The organism is Streptomyces marokkonensis, assembly GCF_008312835.1.
GTDB lineage: Bacteria > Actinomycetota > Actinomycetes > Streptomycetales > Streptomycetaceae > Streptomyces > Streptomyces marokkonensis_A.
Genome location: NZ_VSKS01000011.1, coordinates 82,528 through 98,380 on the forward strand (window position 1 = coordinate 82,528; position 15,853 = coordinate 98,380).

At 73.2% G+C, this 15,853-nt stretch carries 15 protein-coding genes; 11 read left to right on the forward strand and 4 right to left on the reverse strand.

Annotation, left to right across the window (positions count from 1 at the left end; translation table 11 throughout):
* The first annotated feature begins 191 nt into the window (after positions 1–191).
* The 4 genes from F1615_RS20080 to F1615_RS20095 all read left to right on the forward strand — a co-directional run bounded on the left by F1615_RS20080 (position 192) and on the right by F1615_RS20095 (position 4,846).
* On the forward strand, positions 192–2,042 hold the full coding sequence (locus F1615_RS20080) for an ABC transporter ATP-binding protein (protein WP_149550399.1): 1,851 nt from the start codon (positions 192–194) through the stop codon (positions 2,040–2,042).
* Positions 2,039–3,820, forward strand: coding sequence for an ABC transporter ATP-binding protein (locus tag F1615_RS20085; protein ID WP_149550400.1), 1,782 nt, complete (start codon positions 2,039–2,041; stop codon positions 3,818–3,820). The genes F1615_RS20080 and F1615_RS20085 overlap by 4 nt, the downstream gene beginning before the upstream one ends.
* A gap of 249 nt (positions 3,821–4,069) precedes the next feature.
* The gene (locus F1615_RS20090; protein ID WP_149550401.1) at positions 4,070–4,540 is read left to right on the forward strand and encodes a DUF5709 domain-containing protein; all 471 of its coding nucleotides are present in this window, start codon (positions 4,070–4,072) and stop codon (positions 4,538–4,540) included.
* Between the two features lie 51 nt (positions 4,541–4,591).
* Positions 4,592–4,846, forward strand: coding sequence for a type B 50S ribosomal protein L31 (locus F1615_RS20095; RefSeq protein WP_149550402.1), 255 nt, complete (start codon positions 4,592–4,594; stop codon positions 4,844–4,846).
* A gap of 20 nt (positions 4,847–4,866) precedes the next feature.
* On the opposite strand, the gene F1615_RS20100 is transcribed toward F1615_RS20095, so the two are convergent.
* A complete protein-coding gene (locus F1615_RS20100; protein WP_149550403.1) occupies positions 4,867–5,661 on the reverse strand; it encodes a metal-dependent hydrolase in 795 nt (264 codons plus the stop codon).
* A gap of 115 nt (positions 5,662–5,776) precedes the next feature.
* On the opposite strand from F1615_RS20100, the gene F1615_RS20105 reads away from it, so the two are divergent.
* Both F1615_RS20105 and F1615_RS20110 read left to right on the forward strand, forming a co-directional pair.
* Entirely contained in the window at positions 5,777–8,320 is a 2,544-nt protein-coding gene (locus F1615_RS20105) for a DEAD/DEAH box helicase (protein ID WP_149550404.1), read from the forward strand.
* A 19-nt stretch (positions 8,321–8,339) separates the two neighbouring features.
* The gene (locus F1615_RS20110; RefSeq protein ID WP_149550405.1) at positions 8,340–9,206 is read left to right on the forward strand and encodes an acyl-CoA thioesterase; all 867 of its coding nucleotides are present in this window, start codon (positions 8,340–8,342) and stop codon (positions 9,204–9,206) included.
* A gap of 10 nt (positions 9,207–9,216) precedes the next feature.
* Here the strand turns inward: F1615_RS20110 and F1615_RS20115 are convergent, their stop codons facing one another.
* Together F1615_RS20115 and F1615_RS20120 are read right to left on the reverse strand one after the other, a co-directional pair.
* Positions 9,217–10,134, reverse strand: coding sequence for a DUF6397 family protein (locus F1615_RS20115; protein ID WP_149550406.1), 918 nt, complete (start codon positions 10,132–10,134; stop codon positions 9,217–9,219).
* A gap of 126 nt (positions 10,135–10,260) precedes the next feature.
* Entirely contained in the window at positions 10,261–10,668 is a 408-nt protein-coding gene (locus F1615_RS20120; protein WP_149550407.1) for a roadblock/LC7 domain-containing protein, read from the reverse strand.
* Positions 10,669–10,787: 119 nt separating this feature from the next.
* On the opposite strand from F1615_RS20120, the gene F1615_RS20125 reads away from it, so the two are divergent.
* A complete protein-coding gene (locus F1615_RS20125; protein WP_149550408.1) occupies positions 10,788–11,216 on the forward strand; it encodes a PPOX class F420-dependent oxidoreductase in 429 nt (142 codons plus the stop codon).
* 139 nt (positions 11,217–11,355) lie between these two features.
* Entirely contained in the window at positions 11,356–11,955 is a 600-nt protein-coding gene (locus F1615_RS20130) for a class I SAM-dependent methyltransferase (protein WP_149550409.1), read from the forward strand.
* 21 nt (positions 11,956–11,976) lie between these two features.
* On the opposite strand, the gene F1615_RS20135 is transcribed toward F1615_RS20130, so the two are convergent.
* Entirely contained in the window at positions 11,977–12,858 is an 882-nt protein-coding gene (locus tag F1615_RS20135; protein WP_167533807.1) for an oxygenase MpaB family protein, read from the reverse strand.
* A gap of 119 nt (positions 12,859–12,977) precedes the next feature.
* Here F1615_RS20135 and F1615_RS20140 point away from each other — a divergent pair, with 119 nt between their 5' ends.
* From F1615_RS20140 to F1615_RS20150, 3 genes are all read left to right on the forward strand, one after another.
* The gene (locus tag F1615_RS20140) at positions 12,978–13,253 is read left to right on the forward strand and encodes a hypothetical protein (RefSeq protein WP_244328806.1); all 276 of its coding nucleotides are present in this window, start codon (positions 12,978–12,980) and stop codon (positions 13,251–13,253) included.
* A 138-nt stretch (positions 13,254–13,391) separates the two neighbouring features.
* On the forward strand, positions 13,392–14,282 hold the full coding sequence (locus F1615_RS20145) for a hypothetical protein (RefSeq protein WP_149550411.1): 891 nt from the start codon (positions 13,392–13,394) through the stop codon (positions 14,280–14,282).
* A 183-nt stretch (positions 14,283–14,465) separates the two neighbouring features.
* Complete coding sequence (locus F1615_RS20150) at positions 14,466–15,848, forward strand: tannase/feruloyl esterase family alpha/beta hydrolase (protein ID WP_149550412.1); 1,383 nt, start codon at positions 14,466–14,468, stop codon at positions 15,846–15,848.
* Positions 15,849–15,853: the final 5 nt, after the last annotated feature.

A 15,853-nucleotide genomic window follows, 5' to 3' on the forward strand; every position in this document is an offset into this window, starting at 1 on the left:
CGGTTCCGCGCGACGGCGTGGAAAACCGGTTGCCCCACCGTACGCGGCGGCGTCAACCTGTCACGGTTTGCTGCTTCCGTCCGCGGACGGCGCGCAGGCATGCCCGCTCCCCCTCACCGGCGCCGCCCCGACCCGGTGCCGCCCCCTCCGCTTCCCCTTCCGCCGCCCGCTGACCGAGCCACTGGGACGTCATGCAGATTCAAGACCTTCCGTATCCCGACCCCGGGGTGCCCGACGCACGCTCGGGTCCCCGATTCCTGTGGTGGCTCTTCCGGAACCAGCTGTCCGGGCAGCTCACGGCGTTGGCCTGGGGCCTGCTGCACTTCGTCTCCGTCGCCTCGCTGCCGTTCTGCGTCGGTGTCGCCGTCCAGGCCGCGGTCGACCGCTCCGGCGGGCGGCTCGCGCTGGCCGGGGGCCTGCTGGCACTGGCCTGCGTGGGCAACGCGGTCGGCGACACCTTCCTGCACCGCGCCGCCGTCACCAACTGGATCACCGCCGCCGCCCGCGTGCAGCAGCTCCTGGGCCGCAAGGCCGCGACGCTGGGCTCCACGCTGACCCGGCGGGTCGCCGCCGGCGAGGTCGTGGCCGTCTCCACCGGTGACGTCGAGAAGGTGGGCTGGTTCGTCGAGGCCCTGTCACGGTTCACCGCGGCCGCGGTCACCATCGCGCTGGTGTGCGCCGGGCTGGTCGCCTACCAGCCGGCGCTCGGAGTCGTCGTCGCGGTGGGACTGCCCGTGCTGGCCATCGCCGTGCTGCCGCTGCTGCCCCGCGCGACCCGGCGGGCGGACGTCCAGCGCGAAAAGGCCGGACGGGCCACCGAACTCGCCTCCGACACCGTCGCCGGGCTGCGTGTGCTGCGCGGCATCGGCGGCGAGGACCTGTTCCTCGACCGCTACCGCCGCGCCTCCCAGGAGGTCCGCCACGCCGCCGTGCGCAGTGCGCGGATGTGGTCGCTGATCGCCGCGATCCAGGTACTCCTTCCGGGGCTGCTGCTGATCACGGTGGTCTGGTACGGCGTCCATCTGGCCCGCGACGGCCGGATCGCCGTCGGGGAACTGGTCACCGTCTACAGCTCGGTCATGCTGCTCACCTACCCGATCCGGCACTTCGAGGAGATCGCGATGGCGTACTCCTTCTCGCGTCCCTCGGCCAGGCGGGTCGCGCGCGTGCTGTCCCTCGAACGGGCCACGGACACCGCGGGATCACGCGCCGCCGAGACCCCGGCCGGTGACCTGTACGACCCGGCGACCGGCCTGCTCGCCACCGCCGGGCGGCTCACCGCAGTGGTCTGCGGGGACCCCGACGCGGCGGGACGGCTGGCCGAACGGCTCGGTGGGCACGCCTCGCAACAGGGCACCTCGGTGCTGCTCGGCGGGGTGCCCCTCGACGAACTGCCGCTGGAATGCGCGCGGGGGGCCGTCCTGGTGCAGGACAAGGATCCGGTGCTGCTCTCCGGCACCCTGCGCGAGCTGCTCGACGTACCCGGCTCCGGTGCGGTCGCCCCGGACGCCGCGCTGGACGCCGCGCAGTGCGGGGACGTGCTGGCGGCGCTGGTACAGGGCTCACTGTGCGCCGACGACCCGATGGACTCCCGGATCACCGAACGCGGGCGGTCCCTGTCGGGCGGGCAGCGCCAGCGGCTCTCGCTGGCCCGGTCGCTGGTCACGGACCCGGAGGTGCTCGTCCTGGACGAGCCCACCTCGGCCGTCGACTCGCACACCGAGGCCCGGATCGCCCAGGGCGTGCGCGCCCTGCGGACGGGCCGCACCACCGTCGTGTTCACCTCGTCCCCGCTGCTGCTGGACCGGGCCGACCGGGTGGTGTTCCTGCACGACGGCACCGTCGCCGCGGTCGGCAGCCATCGCGAGCTGGTGCGCACCGAGCCCCGGTACCGGGCCGTGGTGACCCGCGAGACCGAGGACGAGGCCGCGCCGGCCGAGGCCCTGGTCGGTGACGGCGTGCCGCGCGACGGCCGGCGCCTGCGCGAACTGGAAGAGCTGCAAGAGCGGGAACAGCTGCGAGAGATCGAGGAGACGGCATGATCGGCGTGGCGCCACCGGCCTACGACCCGGCGGCCCCGACCACGGCCGGCACGCTGCCCGTGGGCGCGCCCGCGACCGTGCGCGCCTATGTGACGGAGCTGCTGCGCCGGCACCGCCGGGCCTTCCTGCTGCTGATCGCCGTGAACACGGTCGCCGTGATCGCCTCCATGGTGGGCCCGTATCTGCTGGGGGGACTGGTGGAGCGGGTCCCGGACCGGGAGCGGGAGCTGCATCTGGGGCTCACGGCGGGGTTCTTCCTGCTCGCGCTGGCCGTCCAGGCGGTGTTCGTCCAGCAGGTCCGGCTGCGCGGGGCGATGCTCGGTGAACGGATGCTGGCCGATCTGCGCGAGGACTTCCTCGTGCGGTCGGTCGGGCTGCCGCCGGGGGTGCTGGAGCGGGCGGGCACGGGTGATCTGCTGTCGCGCATCACGACCGACATCGACCGGCTCGGCAACGCGATGCGGGAGGCCGTGCCTCAGCTGGCCATCGGCGTGGTGTGGGCGGTGCTGCTGCTGAGCGGACTGGTCGTCACGGCGCCCGAGCTGGCGCCGGCCGTGCTGGTCGCGGTGCCACTGCTGGTGGCCGGGTGCCGCTGGTACTTCCGGCGGGCCCCGGCCGCCTACCGCTCGGAGGCGGCCGGCTACGCCGCCGTGGCCGGCGCGCTGGCGGAGACCGTGGACGCGGGACGGACCGTGGAGGCGCACCGCCTCGGCCAGCGTCGCGTGGCACTGACCGACCAGCGGGTCGGGGAGTGGACGGCCTGGGAGCGCTACACCCTCTGGCTGCGGTCGGTGCTCTTCCCCGTCGTCAACATCACCCACGTGACCGTGCTCGGCTCGGTGCTGATGATCGGCGGGGTGTTCGTCCTGCAGGGCTGGATCGGTGTCGGCCAGCTGACCACCGGCGCGCTGATCGCGCAGATGCTCGTCGACCCGGTGGGGCTGATCCTTCGGTGGTACGACGAGCTGCAGGTGGCGCAGGTGTCGCTGGCCCGGCTCGTCGGGGTCCGGGACATCGAGCCCGACGCCGGGGACGCCGGTCTTGTCCCCGAGGGACGCCGGGTGCACGCGGACCGGGTGCACTTCGGCTACCGGGAGGGCGTGGACGTCCTGCGCGAGGTGTCCCTGCAGGTCGCCCCCGGGACCAGGCTGGCGCTGGTCGGCCCCTCGGGCGCCGGCAAGTCCACGCTGGGCCGGCTGCTCGCCGGCATCTACGCGCCCCGCGACGGGCGGGTCACTCTCGGCGACGCCGAGCTGTCGCGCATGACCGCCGAACGGGTCCGGGCCCACGTGGCCCTGGTCAACCAGGAGCACCACGTCTTCGTGGGCTCCCTGCGCGACAATCTGCGGCTCGCCCGGACCGGCGCCGAGGACGCCGAGCTGTGGGCGGCGCTCGGTGCGGTGGACGCGGACGGCTGGGCCCGTGCGCTGGACGAGGGACTCGACACCGAGGTCGGCTCGGGCGGGTTCGCGCTCACCCCGGCCCAGGCCCAGCAGATCGCGCTGGCCCGGCTGGTGCTGGCCGATCCGCACACGCTGGTCCTGGACGAGGCGACCTCGCTGCTCGACCCGCGCGCGGCACGTCATCTGGAGCGCTCCCTGGCCCGGGTCCTGGACGGCCGGACGGTGGTCGCCATCGCCCACCGTCTGCACACCGCCCACGACGCGGACGTCATCGCCGTCGTGGAGAACGGCCGCATCAGCGAGCTGGGCAGCCACGACGAGCTGGTCGCGGCGGACGGCGCGTACGCGGCACTGTGGCGGTCCTGGCACGGCTGACCCCGCGCCGTCGCGCGGCGTGCGCTCGCCGCTCCCGTGGGGCCGGGCGACGGGGACCGGCGCGCGCCGCCCCCGCGGGGCGTGGCGTTGCGCGGTGGGGAGCTCCGGTGGAAGGCTGGAGTCAGGCACCGGCTCGGGGAGCACCCGGATCCCGGCGGACCGGGGAGCGGGTGGCGCCAGTGCCCCGTGCGGCCGGCCCGGCGCCGGCCGCGGCGGGAACGGGCCCGTCCCCACCCTCTGGAGGTACCCGTGAACAGCGCCGACGGTTGGGGAGACGACGTCTACCAGCCCGACGCGTCCGAGATCCAGGACGACGCCGGACTGCTCGACGCCGAGGACACCCTGGAGAACGACGGCGTCGCCGACCCCCTCGACCGGGGCTGGTCCCCTCCGGAGCGGCCCTGGGCCGTGGAGCACTACGGCGTGACGGCGGCCGAGCGCCACGAGGGCGAGACGCTGGACCAGCGGCTCGCCGAGGAGGTTCCGGATCCCGCCGCCTTCGACGGCGACGGGCTCGGGGATTCCTCGGGCACCGACGGGGAACTCCTGGACAACGAGGTCGGCGCCGCACGCTCCGGCCGGCTCGTGGCGCCGGACGAAGGGGCGCACGAGGACGAGGAGGAGGCGCTGGTCGCCACGGACGTCGGCATCGACGGCGCGGCCGCCTCCGCCGAGGAGGCCGCCATGCACGTCGTCGACGAGGACACCCTGCCCGGCTGACCCCGCCGCTCCCCCGCCGCAGCGCGGTCCCGAGTCGCCCGAGGAGCATTCATGCAGCAGGACAAGCACCCCGACTACCGCCCGGTCGTCTTCCGCGACCGCGCCGCCGGATACGCCTTCCTCACCCGGTCCACCGCGACCAGCGAGCAGACCATCGAGTGGGACGACGGTGAGACCTACCCGGTGGTGGACGTGGAGATCTCCTCGGAGAGCCACCCGTTCTACACGGGCAAGGCCCGGACCGTGGACACGGAGGGCCGGGTCGCCCGCTTCGAGCGCCGGTACGGCGGTGAGGGCGCCGGGTGAGTCCCGCGGGGGCCGGGCCGTCAGATCACGTTCAGCGCCGCCGCGCAGCCCACCCCGCCCAGCAGCATGAACGCGGGCATCAGCACCTTCAGCTCCACCCAGCTGCCCGCCCGGAACCGCATGAACCTGGGCGGACCGATCGGGTACCAGCGCTTGCGGCCCACCGGTATGGGCCACAGGATCGGGCAGCCGGAGACGGTCAGGGCGTCCCCGATGTCGTGCACCAGCGCCCCCAGCACGATCGGCAGCCCCAGCCACAGGTACTCCTGGCCCGGCGCGGTGAACAGCCAGTCGGAGCCGTTGCCGGGCTGGTCCAGGATGTCCGCGATGATCCAGGCGGTGGCCGCCGCCAGCAGCCACACCAGGACGTCGCTGCTGGAGCCGCGGGTCGCGCGCCACAGCAGGCCCTCTATGGCGAGCACCATGTGCACGAAGAGGATGGCCAGTACCGCCCAGCGGCCGCCGTTGACCGCCAGGGCCGCGGTGCCGCCGCCGATCAGGACGGCCCACAGCCAGGTGTGCGTGAGCGTGCGGTGCCCGCCGGAGCGGCGCGGGTCGCCCTGCTTCCTGGTGGCCTTGTAGACGGCGTAGGAGAGTTTGTCGACGACCTCGCACAGCCATCGGGACAGGGGCCCGAAGGACCGCGAGATGGTGGCCGCCTTGTGGTCCAGGTCCGGGGCGAGCGCGGCACCGGCGCAGATCAGGGCGCCGGCCAGGAGCACCGGCCAGGGCATCGGGTGTCCGGCGGCGGCCGTGGCCGCACCGACCCCGAGCCAGGCCGCGGCGCCCGACAGTGAGTGTGCTGGTCCCATCATCCCCGTTGCCCGCCCCATTCCTCTTTCGCCGCTGTCCGGTTGACCGGCCGCGTCGACGCTCCGCCGGCGACACAGCGTAGCGGTCGCGATCTTCGGGCCCGTAGCCGATTCCCGCATCGGACCGCCGGGCAGGCAAGATGGGGACGTGACCCTCATCGATCAGCTGCCGCCGACCGCCGACCCCGACGCCTTGTACGAAGCCTTCGAGTCGTGGGCCCAGGAGCGCGGTCTCACGCTCTATCCCCACCAGGAGGAGGCGCTGATCGAGGTGGTCTCCGGCGCGAACGTGATCGTGTCGACGCCCACCGGGTCCGGCAAGAGCATGATCGCGGCGGGCGCCCACTTCGCCGCACTCGCACGCGACGAGGTCACCTTCTACACCGCGCCGATCAAGGCGCTGGTGTCCGAGAAGTTCTTCGAGCTGTGCAAGATCTTCGGCACGGAGAACGTGGGGATGCTCACCGGTGACGCGTCGGTCAACGCGGACGCCCCGGTCATCTGCTGCACCGCCGAGGTGCTGGCGTCGATCGCGCTGCGCGACGGCCGGAACGCCGACGTGGGCCAGGTCGTGATGGACGAGTTCCACTTCTACGCGGAACCGGACCGGGGCTGGGCCTGGCAGATCCCCCTGCTGGAGCTGCCGCAGGCGCAGTTCGTGCTGATGTCGGCGACGCTCGGCGACGTCTCCTTCTTCGAGAAGGACCTGACCCGCCGCACGGACCGCCCCACTTCGGTGGTCCGCTCGGCGACCCGGCCGGTGCCGCTGTCCTACGAGTACCGGTACACGCCGCTCACCGAGACGCTCACCGATCTGCTGGCGGCACGGCAGGCGCCGGTCTACATCGTGCACTTCACGCAGGCGCAGGCGGTGGAGCGGGCGCAGGCGCTGATGAGCATCAACATGTGCACGCGCGAGGAGAAGGACCGGATCGCCGAACTCATCGGCAACTTCCGCTTCACCACCAAGTTCGGCCGCAATCTGTCCCGTTACGTCCGGCACGGCATCGGTGTGCACCACGCCGGCATGCTGCCCAAGTACCGGCGGCTGGTGGAGAAGCTCGCGCAGGCGGGTCTGCTGAAGGTCATCTGCGGCACGGACACGCTCGGTGTGGGCGTCAACGTCCCCATTCGCACCGTGCTGTTCACGGCGCTGACCAAGTACGACGGCAATCGCGTGCGCACCCTGCGGGCCCGCGAGTTCCACCAGATCGCGGGCCGTGCCGGACGCGCCGGCTTCGACACCGAGGGCTTCGTGGTGGCCCAGGCCCCCGAGCACGTGATCGAGAACGAGAAGGCCCTGGCGAAGGCCGGTGACGATCCGAAGAAGCGCCGCAAGGTCGTGCGCAAGAAGGCGCCCGAGGGTTTCGTCGCCTGGAGCGAGCAGACCTTCGACAAGCTCATCGTCTCCGAGCCGGAACCGCTGACCTCGCGCTTCCGGGTCACGCACACGATGCTGCTGTCGGTGATCGCCCGGCCCGGCAACGCCTTCGAGGCGATGCGCCGGCTGCTGGAGGACAACCACGAGCCGCGCAAGCAGCAGTTGCGGCACATCCGGCGGGCGATCGCCATCTACCGCTCGCTGCTGGACGGCGGCATCGTCGAGAAGCTCGACCGGCCGGACGCCGAGGGCCGCATCGTCCGCCTCACCGTGGATCTGCAGCAGGACTTCGCGCTGAACCAGCCGCTGTCCACGTTCGCGCTGGCCGCGTTCGAACTGCTGGACCCCGAGTCGCCGTCGTACGCGCTGGACATGGTGTCGGTGGTGGAGTCCACCCTGGACGATCCGCGCCAGATCCTCGCCGCCCAGCAGAACAAGGCGCGCGGCGAGGCGGTCGCCGCGATGAAGGCCGACGGGGTGGAGTACGAGGAGCGCATGGAGCGCCTCCAGGACGTCACCTACCCGAAGCCGCTGGAAGAGCTCCTCTTCCACGCGTACAACACCTACCGCAAGAGCCATCCCTGGGTCGGTGACCATCCGCTGTCGCCGAAGTCCGTGATCCGGGACATGTACGAGCGGGCACTGTCCTTCACGGAGCTGGTGTCCCACTACGAGCTGGCCCGCACCGAGGGCATCGTGCTGCGCTACCTCGCCGGCGCCTACAAGGCGCTGGAGCACACCGTGCCCGACGACCTGAAGTCGGAGGACCTGGAGGATCTGATCGCCTGGCTGGGCGAGATGGTGCGCCAGGTCGACTCGAGCCTGCTGGACGAGTGGGAGCAGCTGGCCAATCCGGAGGAAATGACCGCCGAGGAGGCCCAGGAGAAGGCCGACCAGGTCAAGCCGGTCACCGCCAACGCGCGCGCCTTCCGCGTCCTGGTCCGCAACGCCATGTTCCGCCGGGTCGAGCTCGCCGCCCTGGACCAGGTGGCGGAGCTGGGTGAACTGGACGCCGAGTCGGGCTGGGACGCCGGCGCCTGGGGCGAGGCCATGGACACGTACTGGGACGAGTACGAGGAGCTGGGCACCGGCCCCGACGCCCGCGGACCGAAGCTGCTGCTGATCGAGGAGGAGCCGGAGAACGGGCTGTGGCGGGTGAGGCAGATCTTCGACGACCCGAACGGCGACCACGACTGGGGCATCAGTGCCGAGGTCGACCTCACCGCCTCCGACGCGGAGGGCCGTGCGGTCGTCCGCGTCACCGATGTCGGCCAGTTGTGAGCAGAGGAGAATCCCACCCATGACGAACCCGGCCGAGAGCCTCGTCGCCCTGCTCGACCTGGAGCAGATCGAGGTCAACATCTTCCGTGGCCGCAGCCCGCAGGAGTCGCTGCAGCGGGTCTTCGGCGGCCAGGTGGCCGGCCAGGCCCTGGTCGCGGCCGGCCGCACCACGGAGGGCGACCGTCCGGTGCACTCGCTGCACGCGTACTTCCTGCGTCCGGGCCGGCCCGGGGTGCCGATCGTGTACCAGGTCGAACGGGTGCGGGACGGCAGGTCGTTCACCACCCGCCGGGTCACCGCGGTGCAGCAGGGCCGTACGATCTTCAACCTCACCGCCTCCTTCCACAAGCCTGAACAGGGGAGTTTCGAGCACCAGTTGCCGCCGGCCCGCAAGGTCCCGGACCCGGAGTCGCTGCCGACGGTCACCGACGAGATCCGTGAGCATCTGGGCGCGCTTCCGGAGCAGTTGGAGCGGATGGCGCGCCGGCAGCCCTTCGACATCCGCTACGTGGACCGGCTGCGCTGGGCGCCGGAGGACGTCCGGGGCGCCGAGCCGCGCAGCGCGGTGTGGATGCGTGCGGTCGGCCCGCTCGGCGACGATCCGCTGGTGCACACCTGCGCCCTCACCTACGCCAGTGACATGACCCTGCTGGACGCCGTGCGGATCCCGGTGGAGCCGCTGTGGGGCCCGCGCGGCTTCGACATGGCGTCGCTGGACCACGCCATGTGGTTCCACCGCCCCTTCCGGGCGGACGAGTGGTTCCTGTACGACCAGGAGTCGCCGATCGCCACGGGCGGACGGGGCCTGGCCCGCGGGCGGATCTACGACCTGGAGGGGCGGATGCTGGTGTCCGTCGTGCAGGAGGGGTTGTTCCGGGCGGTGTAGCGCACCGGCCTCAGCGGCGCCAGCGGCCCAGCAGGCCACGGAGTTTCCCGCGGGCCGGTTCCGCGGCGCGGGGCGTCCGCGGGGCGGGGCCGGGGCGGCGGGGCGCCGGGCGGGGCGCCGGCCGGTGGTCCCGCGCCTCTTGTGTCAGCCGGGCCAGATCGGCCTGCAGCCAGGCGATCTCGTCGGGATCCCGGGCCGTCATGAGGTCCCGAGCGAGGTGGGCGGCCGGTGAGCCGGGGGCGCCGTGGGCGGGCGGCTGCTCGCGGAACCTGCCCAGGTGTGACCGGTCGCAGAGGTCCTCGACGACCTGCGACGCATGCAGCGGGTCGAGCAGTGACGCCACGGCCCCGGCCCGCGCCCAGGGGTCGTCGGCCTGACGGAGCAGGTGACCCAGGTGCCGGGCGCGCCAGTTGCGGGGACGCAGGTCGAGGCCGGCGTCGAGCCGGCTCCTGAGGCTCTCCGGCGTGCGTCCCGTCAGCAACTGCGCGTTTCTGCCGTCGGCCCGGAACAGCCCCAGTTCCTCGGCCGGATACAGCCAGACCACGGCGCGGTACCGGTTGAGACGGAAACTCACCGGCACCAGCAGTCCCAGCCTCGCCAGGCGGGTGAACCGGGTCTTCGGCACCTCCATGAGGGCCGCGCCCTCCGTGGTGCCCACCGCCCGCACGCTCCGGCGCAGGGTCTCGGGGAATCCCGGCCCGGCACGCAGCCGCTCGATCTCGGCCCGCGCGACCCGTCGGCCTCCACCGCAGTCGTCGCGGGCCGTGCGGATCCGTCCGAGGCGCACGGCGAGGTCGAACTCGGAGCGCTTCAGGCAGAGCTCCCGCGCCGCGCGGCCCGTCGTGACCCAGGTGTCGCGGTCCGCCGAGGTCCGCTCCGCGGTGACGGTGGCCGTCGCGTCGTGCGTGCGGATGTGGTGACCGGGCATGCTCGTCTCCCCCGTGGAGTGTGGGCGGCCGGCGCCGGATGCGCCGCTCGCACACAAAGTAGCCGCTCCGTCACCTTCCGTGACGGGCCTGTGGACAACTCGCGTGGGAAAGGGACGGACCCCAGGTCAGAGGTCTGTGCCCGGTTCCGGTCGGCGGGTGTCCACGTCCAGATGCTCGCCGACCCGGTTGACCAGCAGCGTCATCTCGTAGCCGATCTGGCCGATGTCGGCCTCCGCACCGCTGAGCACGCAGAGACAGCTGCCGGTGCCGGCCGCGGTGACGAAGAGCACCGCGTCGTCGAACTCGACCATCGTCTGGCGCACCCCGCCCGCGCCGAAGTGCCGTCCCGAACCCCTGGCGAGGCTGTGCAGGCCGGACGACACGGCGGCGAGGTGCTCCGCGTCCTCCCGGCGCAGCCCCGTACTCGCGCCCGTCACCAGCCCGTCGTTGGACAGGACGAGCGCGTGCCGTACGTGTTCGACGCGTTGGGTCAGGTCGTCCAGCAGCCAGTCCAGTCCCTGGTTCTGCCCCATGTCGTGAATCTCCCCCTGCTCTTCCCCGCGGTCTGCCCCGTGTGCCGTCCCTCCCCGCGGGAGGGTCCCCCGCGCCAGCCTTCCCCACGACCGGGCGCCGGGCAAGGAGGATGGAGGCCATGGGACACAAGATGACCGAGGAAGAGTGGCGGGAGTTCGTCTCGTACGGGACCCGCACCGCCAAGCTCGCCACCGTCCGTGCCGACGGCGGCCCGCATGTGGCGCCGATCTGGTTCGTGGCCGACGGGGACGACGTGGTCTTCACCACCGGCGCGCGGACCGTGAAGGGACGCAACGTGGCCCGCGACGGGCGGGTCGCGCTGTGCGTGGACGACGACCGTCCGCCGTTCGGCTTCGTGGTGCTGCAGGGCCGGGCGAGGCTCTCGGAGGACCCCGAGGAGCTCCGGCACTGGGCCACCCGGATCGGCGCGCGGTACATGGGCGAGGACCGCGCCGAGGAGTTCGGGGCGCGCAACGCGGTGCCCGGCGAGCTCCTCGTCCGGGTCACGGTCGAGAAGGTCGTGGCGGAGGCGGACGTCGCGGGCTGACGCCGGGCCGGAAGCGGTCCGGATCCGAGGCGGCGCCGCGCCGGAGCGACCGCGCCACGCCTCGGCGTGCGCACGGCGGTGCCGCCCGTCCCGGTGAGGGTCGTGCCGTCGCTCCCACCGGTGCGGAATCATGCGGGGCATGAGCGACGACCACACACACGTCCAGGAGTTCTTCACCGCGCGTGCCGCGGACTGGGACCGCCGCTTCCCCGACGACGCCCCGGCCTACGCGGCCGCGGTCGCCGAGCTCGGCCTGCGGGAGGGCGGCCGGGTTCTCGACGCGGGCTGCGGCACCGGGCGGGCGCTGCCCGCGCTGCGCGCGGCCGTGGGGCCCTCGGGCGTGGTGCTCGGCGCGGACCTCACCCCGGCCATGCTGCGGGAGGCGGCGCGGGCCGGGCGGGACCGCGACGGAGTGCTGCTGCTGACCGACGTGGCCGCGCTGCCGCTGCGTTCCTCCTCGCTGGACGCCGTGTTCGCGGCCGGGCTGATCGCGCATCTGCCCGACCCGGCCGGCGACCTCCGGGAGATCGCGCGGGTGGTGCGTCCCGGCGGTGTGCTGGCGCTGTTCCACCCGATCGGCCGGGCGGCACTCGCCGCGCGCCAGGGCCGCACGATCACACCGGACGACCTCCGCGCGGAGCCGAACCTGCGCGCACTGCTGACGCGTTCGGGCTGGCGCATGACGTCGTACGCCGACGAGGACGACCGGTTCCTGGCGCTGGCCGTGCGCGCGGACTGAACTCCCGGCCGTGCGCCGGGGTCAGTCCGGGTGCCGCACCGGGCAGCCCCGCAGTCCCGGCACGGGGCTGGTCCCCAGGTCCGCCAGCCGGTAGCCGTCCGGGTAGCTCTTGATCTCCCGGTTCTGCCGGGCGAAGTGCGGGGCCCTGCGGGGCGGCAGCAGCCGGACGGCACGGCCCCGCAGCCGTACCGCGCGGCGCACCCACGCGCGCGTTGCCGCGCTCGGCGGGGTGTAGCGGAAGGCACGCAGGAGAGGTTCGTCCAGCAGGGCGAGCGTGGCGGTGCGCAGCACGGGGGCGAGCGGGCGCGGGTACCAGGAGATCATGAGGTCGAGGGTGGCGTCCGAGACCCGTCGTGCGTCCGCGTCCCAGTCGAAGTGGGCCTCCTCGTAGGCGTCCAGGAAGCTTTCGAACTCCTCGTAGGACCGGGGGACGTCCTTGATGCCCATGTGCCGGCCGAGGGTCCGGTAGTGGACGGCACTGGCGACGATCTCGTGCCGCGACAGCCGGCGCCATCCGTAGGCGTCGATCCACCGCCTGGGCATCACCACGAACGTGCACAGGACGTAGCGCATGTCGTCGTCGGGGATGTCGTAGGCGCGGTGCATCCGGTTGATGCGGCCGATCGCGGTACGGCCCTGCACGCTGCCGAAGCCGTGCTCGACCACGGCGTCCAGGAGCAGCGAGGTGTCGTCGTAGCGTTTCTGGGGCCGGTCGGTGAGTTCCGCCGTCGCGGCGAGCAGGCGGCCGATGCCGGGCACGGCGTAGGTGCGGTAGAGGGCCAGTTCCAGGGACCGGGTGAAGTCCCAGGGGAACTCGTACGCCACGCTGAGCCGGTAGATCTCCGTTGCCTCCCGGTGGGGGTCCATCCGCCGGATCCGTTCCAGCCGTTCGTAGCGTCGCACCGTGCCGCCCCCTTCTGCCGCCGACGCCGCAACTCTACGTTGGGCAGCAGGAGATGAACGGTCGGTGAGGACAATCGGGCAGGGGGAAGGTGAGCCGCGTGTGGCGAAAGGTTCGTGGGATCGGGAGCAGAGCGGCCGGCAGTGCGCGGTCGGTGGAACGGGCCGGGCGCGAGGAACGTCCGCACAACCTGTTCGAAGCCGCCGCGGCCTACGTCTCGGCCTGCGCGGAGGACGATCAGGACCGGATCGACGAGGCGGCCGGCTGGGTGTCGCCGGAAGCGCTGTCGTTCGGGGTGAACGAGCTGGCGTGCCGTGCGGTCATCGCGCTCGCGCGGGAGCGGGACGAGTCCCCGGGGACGGTCGCGCGGGCGCTGCTGGGGCTCCCGGCCGCCTGAACCGCCCGCCGGTGCGTGGTCGATTCGCCCCGTCCGGCCGGAAACCTGCAGCTCCGGGCGCGGCGGTGGGGGTCGTGACAAGGGGCTCGGGGTCGGCATAGGGTGCGCGCCGATGGACGAACCTATGGGGAGGCTGGGATGGCCGGGACGGACGAGGCCGCCGCCGCGGACGACGCGCTCTATGTGCTGACGGCGGCGCTGCTGACGCCCGCGAAGTTCCCGAGCGTGCTGGGCGACGACTATCCGGAGGCGTGCGCGGCGCTCGGCCTTCCGCCCGTCGCCGACGGGTACGGGCTGGTGCTCGGCCAGGACGGCGAGGGCGCCCGGTGGACCGTCGTCGTCGACGACGTCTCCCTGGTCGCCGTCGCGATCGCGTCCTGGGACTGCGGCATGGAGCACGATCTGTCGCCGGACGAGCGCACGGTCGTCACCGCGCTGCCCGGCTGGCCCCTGGCGGTGGCCGTGGCGGCGCCGAACGTGCCCGCGCCGCACGACCCCGGCCCCGACGCCGCGGACGGGCCCGCGCTGACGCCGCCGGACGCCGGCGTCTGGGGGCCGGCCCAGCGCCGGCTGGGTGCCGACGAGATCGCGCTGCAGTGGGCGGTCTGGCGGGAGCAGGTCGACGACACGGCGTTCCAGGTGCCGGGCGGCTCGGCGGAGCCGGCCGAAGGCCCCGAGGGCTCCTCGGAGGACGGCCGCAAGGAGGCGGGCGACGACCGGACGGACCAGGACGACGACGGCCGGCACGTGCCGTCGGGCGGTCACAGCGGGATCCGGCGCGTCCTGGCGGAGGCGCGCGCCTACGTCGACTCGCCGCCGCCGCTCGGCCGGGTCCGCTCGTCCTTCGCACCGGGCGGCGCGCGCACGCTGCGCGCCGACGGACCCGGCTGGTCCCTGGTGGCCAGGACGGACGACATCGCCTTCGTCCTGCTCGACGACGAACCCGGCGAAGTCCTCCCGGTCGGCCGGGGACCGGAGCTGCCGGGCCTGCTCGAAGCGCTCGACCAGATGGCCGTACGACCGCTCTGAACAGGCGCGGCCTTCGGCGGGGGGCCGGGCGAGGGACGTTAGCGTGTGCTGCGACCCCACGTGCGGGCGCCGTGCCGTATGGCGCCAACCCATCGATGCCGGCGAGGTCGGGCCCTCACCATGGGGCAGTTCCGTGATCAGCCCTGTGCCCGATGTCCGCTGCCCGTCCTTTCGGAGGCCGTCATGCGCCCCTCCCCCGGCGTTCCGTTGCTCGCCGCCGTCCTCGCCGCCGTCACCCTCTCCGCCCCGACTCCGGCCGGTGCGGCCGGGGACGGGCACTGCGCACGCCAGGAGCGGGTGCGGGTGCCCGGCGCGGCCCACCAGCGCAGCACCTGTCTCGCCGATCTGACCACCACGGGTCTGGCCGGGACCCCGTACACCGACATGGCCGACCAGGCCGGACTGACAGCCGCGGCCACGCGGTCGCCGTCCGGTGTGCCGGGGGTGCAGATCGACGGCTACTTCCCGGACTCCTCCCGCTTCAACAACACCCACGGCTGGGCGCACGACGCGCAGTTCGTGATCCGGCTGCCCGACCGCTGGAACGGCGGTCTTGTCGTCACCGGCGCGCCCGGCAACCGCAAGCAGTACGCGACCGACAAGGCGATCTCCGACCGGGTGCTGGCGCAGGGCTACGCCTATGCCGCGACCGACAAGGGCAACAACGGTGTCGACTTCTACCGCGACGGGAAGCGGCCCGGTGACGCCGTCGCCGAGTGGAACGCGCGGACGACGCAGCTCACCCGGGCCGCCCGGCACGCGGTGGCCCAGCGCTACGGGCACGCCCCGCGCCGCACGTACGTGACCGGCGTCTCCAACGGCGGTTATCTGACGCGGTGGCAGCTGGAGAACCACCCGGAGCTGTACGACGGAGGGGTGGACTGGGAGGGCACCCTGTGGGCCGGTGAGGGGCGCCATCCGCTGCGCTCCCTCCCCGTGGCGGTGGCCAGGATGTACGGCACGGCAACCGACGAGGACATGTACGCGGCGGGCTTCGCACGCGGGTCCGAGTTCCTGTGGCCGTACCACGAGAAGGCCTACTGGGGAGTCACCCAGAAGATCTACCGCGCGGAGTTCGACCCGGCCTACGACCCCGGCTGCCCGGGCCCCTCCGCGGGGTCGACGGCGGAGCAGATCCTGGCGCCGTGTCCCTCGGACGCCGCCTACGACTACGCCTCCCGTCCCGCGTCCGTGCACCGTGCCGTGAACCGGGTGGCGCTCACCGGGCGGATCGGCCGGCCGATGATCACCCTGCACGGTGATCTGGACGCGCTGCTGCCCAAGGCCGTCGACTCCGATGTGTACGCCGGCCTGATCGAGTCGAACGGGCGTGGACGCCTGCACCGCTACTACACGGTGCAGGACGGCACGCACGTCGACGGCCTGTACGACTCCCATCCGGACCGGCTGCGGCCGATCCTGCCCTGCTACCGCTCGGCGTTCGACGCTCTGGTCGCTTGGGTGGAACGCGGGGTCACACCGCCCGCGGACCGGACCATCGGCAGGCCCGCGGACGGCGACGTGGTCGACTCCTGCGCGCTGGGGGGCGGCGGGGCGACGCGGTAGCGCCG

Excerpts from the sequence above, each read along its gene's own strand:
- F1615_RS20080 (WP_149550399.1), top strand. The coding sequence starts at position 192 with ATGCAGATTCAAGACCTTCCGTATCCCGACCCCGGGGTGCCCGACGCA.
- F1615_RS20085 (WP_149550400.1), top strand. The coding sequence starts at position 2,039 with ATGATCGGCGTGGCGCCACCGGCCTACGACCCGGCGGCCCCGACCACG.
- F1615_RS20095 (WP_149550402.1), top strand. The coding sequence starts at position 4,592 with ATGCAGCAGGACAAGCACCCCGACTACCGCCCGGTCGTCTTCCGCGAC.
- F1615_RS20100 (WP_149550403.1), bottom strand. The coding sequence starts at position 5,661 with ATGATGGGACCAGCACACTCACTGTCGGGCGCCGCGGCCTGGCTCGGG.
- F1615_RS20110 (WP_149550405.1), top strand. The coding sequence starts at position 8,340 with ATGACGAACCCGGCCGAGAGCCTCGTCGCCCTGCTCGACCTGGAGCAG.
- F1615_RS20115 (WP_149550406.1), bottom strand. The coding sequence starts at position 10,134 with ATGCCCGGTCACCACATCCGCACGCACGACGCGACGGCCACCGTCACC.
- F1615_RS20120 (WP_149550407.1), bottom strand. The coding sequence starts at position 10,668 with ATGGGGCAGAACCAGGGACTGGACTGGCTGCTGGACGACCTGACCCAA.
- F1615_RS20125 (WP_149550408.1), top strand. The coding sequence starts at position 10,788 with ATGGGACACAAGATGACCGAGGAAGAGTGGCGGGAGTTCGTCTCGTAC.
- F1615_RS20130 (WP_149550409.1), top strand. The coding sequence starts at position 11,356 with ATGAGCGACGACCACACACACGTCCAGGAGTTCTTCACCGCGCGTGCC.
- F1615_RS20145 (WP_149550411.1), top strand. The coding sequence starts at position 13,392 with ATGGCCGGGACGGACGAGGCCGCCGCCGCGGACGACGCGCTCTATGTG.
- F1615_RS20150 (WP_149550412.1), top strand. The coding sequence starts at position 14,466 with ATGCGCCCCTCCCCCGGCGTTCCGTTGCTCGCCGCCGTCCTCGCCGCC.